Origin of the sequence: Microbacterium barkeri (genome assembly GCF_027921765.1) — a bacterium.
In the GTDB taxonomy this organism is placed as follows: Bacteria; Actinomycetota; Actinomycetes; order Actinomycetales; family Microbacteriaceae; genus Microbacterium; species Microbacterium barkeri.
Genome location: NZ_BSEJ01000023.1, coordinates 19,884 through 27,785 on the forward strand (window position 1 = coordinate 19,884; position 7,902 = coordinate 27,785).

Annotated in this window: 6 protein-coding genes; 3 read left to right on the forward strand and 3 right to left on the reverse strand. The window is 73.1% G+C overall.

Features of this window, described 5'->3' with window-relative positions; translation table 11 throughout:
• The first annotated feature begins 15 nt into the window (after positions 1–15).
• Positions 16–2,625 (forward strand): hypothetical protein, encoded by a 2,610-nt coding sequence (locus PKE79_RS16220; protein ID WP_271174747.1) that lies wholly within the window; start codon positions 16–18, stop codon positions 2,623–2,625.
• A 51-nt stretch (positions 2,626–2,676) separates the two neighbouring features.
• On the opposite strand, the gene PKE79_RS16225 is transcribed toward PKE79_RS16220, so the two are convergent.
• Both PKE79_RS16225 and PKE79_RS16230 read right to left on the reverse strand, forming a co-directional pair.
• A complete protein-coding gene (locus PKE79_RS16225) occupies positions 2,677–4,320 on the reverse strand; it encodes an ABC-F family ATP-binding cassette domain-containing protein (RefSeq protein ID WP_271174748.1) in 1,644 nt (547 codons plus the stop codon).
• Between the two features lie 245 nt (positions 4,321–4,565).
• Positions 4,566–5,201 carry an alpha/beta hydrolase gene (locus tag PKE79_RS16230; protein ID WP_271174749.1) on the reverse strand — a complete coding sequence of 212 codons (636 nt, stop codon included), beginning with the start codon at positions 5,199–5,201 and terminating at the stop codon, positions 4,566–4,568.
• A gap of 48 nt (positions 5,202–5,249) precedes the next feature.
• Here PKE79_RS16230 and PKE79_RS16235 point away from each other — a divergent pair, with 48 nt between their 5' ends.
• Positions 5,250–5,873 (forward strand): NUDIX hydrolase family protein, encoded by a 624-nt coding sequence (locus tag PKE79_RS16235; protein ID WP_271174750.1) that lies wholly within the window; start codon positions 5,250–5,252, stop codon positions 5,871–5,873.
• Positions 5,874–5,972: 99 nt separating this feature from the next.
• Positions 5,973–6,899 carry a sulfite exporter TauE/SafE family protein gene (locus tag PKE79_RS16240; protein WP_271174751.1) on the forward strand — a complete coding sequence of 309 codons (927 nt, stop codon included), beginning with the start codon at positions 5,973–5,975 and terminating at the stop codon, positions 6,897–6,899.
• 9 nt (positions 6,900–6,908) lie between these two features.
• On the opposite strand, the gene PKE79_RS16245 is transcribed toward PKE79_RS16240, so the two are convergent.
• Complete coding sequence (locus PKE79_RS16245; protein WP_271174752.1) at positions 6,909–7,352, reverse strand: RrF2 family transcriptional regulator; 444 nt, start codon at positions 7,350–7,352, stop codon at positions 6,909–6,911.
• Between the last annotated feature and the right edge of the window lie 550 nt (positions 7,353–7,902).

The following is a 7,902-nucleotide window of genomic DNA, read 5'->3' on the forward strand; positions in this document are numbered from 1 at the left end:
CGAGGGGGGAATCACATGACCATGAACGACCATCCGCCGTCCTCGGACGACGTCCAGCCCGAGCCGCCGGTTCCGCCGGTCGAGCCGGAGCCCGCGCCGGCCCCGCCCGTTGAACCGGCTCCCGAGCCGCCGGTCGAGCCCGGCCAGCCCGAGCCGCCCGTCAAGCCCGGCCCGCCTCATCCGCCGGCGCCGCCCGTCCCGCCGCTGCCGCCTCAGCCCGGACCGCCGGAGCCGCCGCAGGCCGCGTCGCCCGACGGCGCCGCGCCCGCCGCACCCGCGGCGGTCCTCCCGTCGCTGCGCCCGACACAGCTGCCGCGCACCCTTCTCATCGGCGCGCTCACGACCGCGGGGATCGCCCTCGGCACGACGATCGTCGCCGGCCTCCTGCTCGCCCTCGCCGCGATCGCGCCCCTCGCCGACGCGTTCGAGAGCATGGGCGGCTCGAGCGCCTCGCCGGACGCCGGCGCTGGCGTGCTCATCGGCTTCGTCTTCGTGTGCGCCGGACTCGTCCTGGGCGGCGAGATCAGCGTGCAGCTGGGCGGATCCGCTGGCATGTTCAGCGCGTCCGGCGGCGGATCCGCATGGGTCTTCCCGCTCGTCCTCACCCTCGCGGTCCTCGTCGTGACCGCGTGGTGGTCGTGGCGTCTCGAACGCCGCGATCCGCAGCAGACCGTGTGGCATCGGCTCATCGCGAGCGCCGCGGCGGGACTCGCCGCGTCGCTCGTCCTGCTCCTGCTCGTCGCGATTCTGTCGCCGCGGGTCGAGGAGGCGGGATCATCCTTCCTGCTGACGAGCGCGGGCTTCCGGCTCGTCGCTGTCGGCACGGTCCTCCTCACCGCGGCCGGCTTCCTCGGTCGCGAGCTCGGGCGCCGCACCGCGCAGGGCGAAGGCCCGGTGGCGGCCATCCGCCGGAACGTCGAGGCGCTTCCGGCGATCGTCCGCGAGCCGCTCGTGGTCGCGACGATCTTCGCGGTGGTGTTCACCCCGCTCGCGATCATCGGCGGCGCGATCTGGCTCGTCCAGCAGGACATGGCCGGCGCCATCCCGCTCCTTCTCGTCCTCTGCCTGAACGTCGCCGCGGCCCTCGCGGTGATCGCCCAGCTGGGCGGCATCGAGGCGAGCGCCGGCACGAGCGGCTTCGGCGGCGTGAGCGAGCTCTACACGGTGTTCGGCGCGGGGCAGTGGTGGCTGTGGCTCGCCGTGCTCGTCGCGCTCGTCACGGCGGTCCTCGCCGCGGTGCGCATCGGAGTGCGGCGGCCGCGCGGCGCGCAGGTCGACCTCGCGCGGATGTGGCAGCTGCCGGCTGGCGCGCTGATCGGATGGATCGTGTTCGCGCTGCTGCTGTTCGGCGCGTCGGCCGCGGGGGCAGGCAGCATGATGTTCTTCTCCGGCGAGGGGACGGTCGCCCTGTCGATCGCGTGGTGGTCGCTGCTCGTCCTCCTCGTGTGGGCCGCCGCGATCTCGTTCGGGGCGCAGGTGCTGCCGGCGCTCGTGTACGGGCTCTCGCCTCGCCTGCTCGAGGTCATCGGCGGGCGCGCGGCCGTCGCGACCTGGCTCTCCGGGGGCGCGCCGGCGCCGGTTGCGGGCGGCCCTGCCGGCGAGGCCGCGGTGACGACTCCGGCCGCGCCGTCGGCGCCGCCGGCTCCGATGAGCCCGCGCACGAAGAAGGCGCTCGCGTGGACGGGCGGGGCCGTGGCCCTGGTGGCGGTGCTCGGCGTCGGCGCGGCCGTCGCGCTGTCGGTCGTGAACGCCGGCCGGGGGCCCGCCGCCGCTGTCGCGCAGTACGTCGGCCTCATCGCCGACGGACAGGCGGAGGCCGCGAGTGCGCTCGTCGACCCGAACGTCTCGAACGCCGAGCGCGCGTTCCTCACCGACGAGGTGCTGTCGGCCGCGGCGGAGCGCATCTCCGACGTCGAGGTCGCGGATGGTGCGGGCGAGGGAGACGTGCGATACATCGACGTGACCTACCGTCTCGACGGCGTCGAGCAGAGCGCGTCGCTCGAGGTGGAGCGTCTCGACAACGAGTGGCTCGTGCTCGAGCGCTGGCGCGTCGCGACACCGCTGCTGACCGAGGTCTTCGTGTACGCCGACGGCGGCGGCGCGCGGATCGGCGGCGTGGACGTGCCGTTCGACGAGTCCGGACAGGCGACCGTCGCGGTGTATCCGGGCGCGTACGACGTCGAGCCCGCCTCGTCGGCGTTCTTCGAGGCCGTTCCGGTGCGCGTGATCGCGGCAGGTCCGGCGGGCTTCGAGGGCGGCGCCGCAGAGATCGACTTCCGCCCGACGTCGGCGCTCCAGGACGAGGTCGACGCGCAGGTGAAGGCGCTCCTCGACGGATGCGCCGAGCAGACGGTCGGGCAGCCCGAGGACTGCCCGTTCCAGGTGTACGTGTATCCGGACGACACCCCGGTGACGTGGAGCATCGCGACGTACCCGTCGATCGAGATCGCGGAGGACGGCACGTACTTCACCGCCTCGGAGGGCGTCGCCGAGGCGACCTACATCGACTCCGGTTTCTTCTCAGACGACGAGGAGGTCACGGAGGAGCGCGACATCTCCTTCAGCGGCGGCATCGAGATCGACGGCGACGCCGTGACGGTCACCTCCGACGGCTACTGGTGGTGACCGGGTGACGGCGGCGGCCTGCGCCGCCGCCGTCACCTCTCCGGTCGCCCGTCAGGCGACCGGGGCCAGCTCGCGCTCCGACAGCCGGCCGTCGCGCAGCTCGAGCACCGCATCGGGAGCGAGCCGCGCGAGGAAGGACTCGTCGTGGCTCACGATGAGCACCGCGCCCCGGTAGGCGCGGAGCGCATCGAGCAGCTGCTCGGCCGTGTCGATGTCGAGGTTGTTGGTCGGCTCGTCGAGCACGAGCAGCTGCGGCGGCGGATCCGCCAGCAGCATCCGCGCGAGCGCCACGCGGAAGCGCTCGCCGCCCGAGAGGGTCCGCACCGGGCGCTCGACGGTCGCTCCGCGCAGGAGGAACCGCGCGAGGCGGTTCCGCAGCTCGCGGTCGGGTGTGTCCGGCGCGGCCGCGCGCACGGCGTCGAGCACCGACGCCTCCTCGACGAGACCGTCGACCCGCTGCGGCAGGTACCCGACGTGTTCGACGTGGAGCTCGGCGTGCAGGCCCGCGCCGAGCGGTGCCTGCTCGGCGTCTGGCGTCGGAGCGGCCTCGTCGCACCACGCGACCGGAAGGCCGAGCAGCCTCCGCAGCAGCGTCGACTTGCCCGCGCCGTTCGGCCCGGTCAGGGCGATGCGCTCGGGACCCTGCACGACCCACGACCGCTCGCCGTCGCCGATCGTCGCGACGCGGCGCCCGGCGGCCACACCCGGATCGGGCAGGTCGATGCGCACCGCGTCGTCGTCGCGCAGGCGCCGTTCCGCGGCCTCGTGCGCCTCCCGGGCCGCCGACTCCTTCTCGCGCATCTCGGTGCTGAGACGACCTGCTGACACCTCAGCGGCCATCCGCCGGCCGTGCGAGACGATCTTCGGGACGCGCTTCTCGGCCTCGGCCTTCCGCGCGGTGCGTGCGCGGCGGGCGAGCTTGACCTCGGATTCGATGCGCTGGCGCTTCTCCTTCCTGAGCGCCTTGTCCGCGTCGCGCTCGGCCTGCGCGGCGGCCTCCTGCTCCGCGTCGAGCCACGCTCGCCACGCGGAGTAGGGGCCACCGAACACGCTGAGCTCGTCGCGGTACAGCTCGGCGGTGTCGTCCATGAGCTCGAGCAGCTCGAGATCGTGCGACACGACGACGAGCGCGCCGCGCCATCCCCGCACCATGTCGTGCAGCCGGAGGCGCGCGTCGCGGTCGAGGTTGTTGGTCGGCTCGTCGAGCAGGGTGATCGCAGCGGAGCGCAGGCGGATGCCCGCGATCGCCACGAGGACGGCCTCGCCTCCCGAGAGGCTCCCGACCGTGCGGTCGAGCGCCTCGGGCGGGAGCCCGGCGTCGGCGAGCGCGGCGTGCGCGCGCGACTCGATGTCCCAGTCGTCTCCGACGGCGTCGAAGTGGGCCGGGTCGACGTCGCCCGACTCGATCGCGCGCAGCGCGGCGAGCGGACGGGCGATGCCGAGGAGCTCGGCGACCGGGCGGTCGACATCGAGTGTGAGTCGCTGCGGGAGGTAGGCGATGTCCCCGGTGCGGACGATGTGGCCGCTGGTCGGGGTCAGCTCGCCGGCCGCGAGCCGCAGCAGCGTGGACTTGCCGGATCCGTTCCGGCCGACGAGGCCCGTGCGTCCGTCGCCGAACGTGCCGGACACGTCCGACAGGGCGACCGAGCCGTCAGGCCAGATGAAGGAAAGGTGATCGAGAGTGAGAGCGGGCATGAGGGACCTCCGGTGTGCGAGTGTGCGGATGCACTGACACCGGACGCTCGCCGAAGGACTTCGGCGGACGGCTCTAGGCGGGTCCGAGAGAAGGGCCGGCCCGGTTGTTCCGAGGGAGAACGGCGAGCGTCGACGGTTCAGCGCGTGAGCGCGTGAGCGTCGATCAGCTTCAACGGATTCTCCAGACCTCGGGGACAGGACCCGACCACTGTACACACTCCGTCGCGGGCGCGCCAGGGTCGGCGTCAGATCCGCTTCTCGAGGAACACCCTCAGGTCGTCGAGCTCGGCCGGCGACACGGCGTGCCCGAGGCCGGGGTAGATGCGCCCGGCGAGGTCGGCGTGAGCGGGCAGCCAGTCGGTCGTGTGCACGATGAGCCCCTCCGGGATGACCGTGTCGTGCGTCCCGCGGCCCCAGAAGACGGGAGGGCGCCGCTCGGCGAGCGCCGCGTCTCCCTCGAGCTCGCCCGGGGTGACGTAGCCCGAGAGATTCGCGCAGAACGCGAAGCGCTCGGGGGCGAGCCGCATGGCCTGCAGCGAGATCGCGCCGCCCTGCGAGAAGCCGATGAGACCCACGATGGCATCCGGCCCGAGCGCCGCGTCCACCCACTCGAGGAAGCGGCGGGCGGCCTCGGTCGTGCGCTCGGGCGAGCGGCCCTCGAGGCCCTCGATCGGGTACCAGGAGTAGCCCGGCTGCGGCCACGGCATCCCGAGCGGGGCGCGGACCGCCGCGTACACGAAGGCGTCGGGCAGCATCGTCGAGAGCCCGAAGAGGTCGCTCTCGTCGGCGCCGTAGCCGTGCAGCAGCACGATCACGGGCCGGCCGTCGGGCTCTCCTGACCAGCGCACGACGGCGTCGTCCAGAGCAGGCGTCGCTTCCATGGTCTCCATCGTGACGCACGTCGGCGACATCCGGGGTAGAAAGGACGCATGCCGGTCCGCACGCCTGACCCCGATCCCGAAGAGCTCCCCGAGGAGCCGCAGCTGCCATCCGACCTGGGTGCGAGCGGGATCGGCGCGGTGCCGGGAGGCTCGTCGAACCCGGGCTGGCTGAGCGAGTTCGAGCTCGAGGCCGTGCGCCGCCGCCTTCCGATGCTCTACGTCGAGGCCATCCCGGTGCGCACGGATGGCGTGGGCCAGGTGACCGACGTCGGGATCCTCCTGCGGGCCTCGAGCATGGGCGAGATCAAGCGCACGATCGTCTCCGGCCGCGTCCGCTACGGCGAGACGGTGCGCGACGCGCTGTTCCGGCATCTCGAGAACGACCTCGGGCCGATGGCGTTCCCGCTGCTGCCGCCGCAGCCGACGCCCTTCACGGTCGCGGAGTACTTCCCGATCCCGGGCGTCACGGCATTCCACGACGACCGTCAGCACGCCGTGTCGCTCGCGTTCGTCGTTCCCGTGACGGGCACGTGCGAGCCGCGGCAGGATGCGCTCGAGGTCACGTGGCTCACGCCCGACGAGGCGGCCTCGGACGCGCTCGCCGCGGAGATGGAGGGCGGGCGCGGCTCGCTCATCCGGATGGCCCTGGCGTCGGTCGGCGCCCTCCGCTGAGCCCCGCGGCGACCGGATGTGTCGCCGTATGACGCGCTGTGTTACGGCCGTGCGTAATGTCCTACCTCGACGGTGGGGAAAGCCCCTAGCGTCGTCGGCATGCAGACACTCGTGCTCCTCGCCCTGATCGGCCTCGCAGGCTTCGCAGCTCAGCTCGTCGACGGCGCCCTGGGCATGGCGTACGGTGTCACGTCAACGACCCTGCTGCTCACGATCGGCGCAGCGCCGGCGGCGGCCAGCGCCTCCGTGCACCTCGCGGAGATCGGCACGACGCTCGCGTCGGGCATCTCGCACTGGCGCTTCGGGAACGTCGACTGGAAGACCGTCTTCAAGATCGGCGTGCCCGGCGCGCTCGGCGCCTTCGCGGGCGCGACGTTCCTCTCGGGCCTGTCGACCGAGGCGGCCGCGCCGCTCACGTCGGGCATCCTCCTGGCCCTCGGCACCTACATCCTCATCCGCTTCACCGTGCAGGGCCTTCCGAAGCGCCGCAGCGACAAGCCGCTCCCGCTCGCGTTCCTCGCGCCGCTCGGCATCGTCGGGGGCTTCCTCGACGCCTCGGGCGGCGGCGGATGGGGCCCGGTCGGCACGCCGGCGCTCCTCTCGAGCGGCCGCCTCGAGCCGCGCAAGGTCATCGGCACGATCGACACGAGCGAGTTCCTCGTCGCGATCGCAGCATCGCTCGGCTTCCTCCTCGGCCTCGGCTCCGCGGGCTTCGATTTCGGCTGGGTGCTCGCGCTCCTCGCGGGCGGCGTCGCGGCCGCGCCCCTCGCCGCGTGGCTCGTGCGCAAGCTGCCGCCGCGCATCCTCGGGTCCCTCGTCGGCGGGATCATCGTCCTGACCAACACCCGGACCATCCTGCGCAGCCTTGAGGTGGGCGACGCGACGGTGAACCTCGCGCTCGTCGGGATCGCCGTCGTGTGGGCCGCGGCGGTCGCCTGGTCGGTGCGCGCTCACCTCATCGCGCGTCGCGCCGAGAGGGCCGACGCGGAGGCGCCGGCCGCGCAGCCCGCGCTCGTCGCCGACTAGACCGGATCTCTAGGGGCTCTGCCAGGCGGCCGGGTCCTCGGTCAGCGCGGCGACGTCGGCCGGCAGCCGGTCGTCGGCGAGGTCGGCGAGGCTCGTCCCCTCGAGCACGCTGCGCACGTTCGCGCGCAGCGCGACCCACAGCTGCAGGAGCGCGCCCTCCTCGGCCATGTCGGATGGCCGCTGATCGCGGACGAAGACGAGAGGGCCATCCACGGCGCGGATGACGTCGGCCACGGTCACCTCGGCCGCCGGGCGGGCCAGCTCGTAGCCGCCGCCGGCGCCGCGACGGCTCGACACGATCCCGGCCCGCACGAGGGACGTCAGGATGCCCTCGAGGAACTTCGCGGGGATGCCCTCGTCCGATGCGATCGTCGGCGAGGCGAGGCGCTCGGTCGCGCGTGCGAGCAGCACGCACGCGCGCACGGCGTATTCGGCACGAGCGGAGATGCGCATCCCTCGATCATGGCACGGGGTCCGGTGCTCTCCGTCCGGTGTCGGCGGTGGCGGTGGCGGTGGTGGTGGTGGCGGTGGTGGTGCGGCTGTTGGTGCCGGTGGCTGTCCGGGTCGCAGTTGGCGTCGGTATTTGGCCGTTTGGGGCCGCGAACTGCGACCTGGCGGTGGCCGTGGCTGTTCGGGTCGCAGTTGGCGTCGGTATTTGGCCGTTTGGGGCCGCGAAGTGCGACTTGGCGGTGCCGGTGGTGTGGGCGTTCGGTTGCGGTGGGTGTCGGGGGTGGCCGTGGCTGTTCAGGTCGCAGTTGGCGTCGGTATTTGGCCGTTTGAGGCCGCGAAGTGCGACCTGGGGGTGCCGGTGGCTGTTCGGGTCGCAGTTGGCGCCGGTATTCGGTCGTTTGGGGCCGCGAACTGCGACCTGGCCAGCGGAGGGGTGGCCACCGGAGGATGACCACCAGAGCTTGTCAAGTTGTGTGTGTAAGGAGTTGGGTCCTCGGGGTCAGAGGTAGGGCTCGATGCGCTCGGGGTAGACGAGGGCGAGTTGTTCGAGGGC

Excerpts from the sequence above, each read along its gene's own strand:
- PKE79_RS16225 (WP_271174748.1), bottom strand. The coding sequence starts at position 4,320 with ATGCCCGCTCTCACTCTCGATCACCTTTCCTTCATCTGGCCTGACGGC.
- PKE79_RS16240 (WP_271174751.1), top strand. The coding sequence starts at position 5,973 with ATGCAGACACTCGTGCTCCTCGCCCTGATCGGCCTCGCAGGCTTCGCA.
- PKE79_RS16235 (WP_271174750.1), top strand. The coding sequence starts at position 5,250 with ATGCCGGTCCGCACGCCTGACCCCGATCCCGAAGAGCTCCCCGAGGAG.
- PKE79_RS16230 (WP_271174749.1), bottom strand. The coding sequence starts at position 5,201 with ATGGAAGCGACGCCTGCTCTGGACGACGCCGTCGTGCGCTGGTCAGGA.
- PKE79_RS16245 (WP_271174752.1), bottom strand. The coding sequence starts at position 7,352 with ATGCGCATCTCCGCTCGTGCCGAATACGCCGTGCGCGCGTGCGTGCTG.
- PKE79_RS16220 (WP_271174747.1), top strand. The coding sequence starts at position 16 with ATGACCATGAACGACCATCCGCCGTCCTCGGACGACGTCCAGCCCGAG.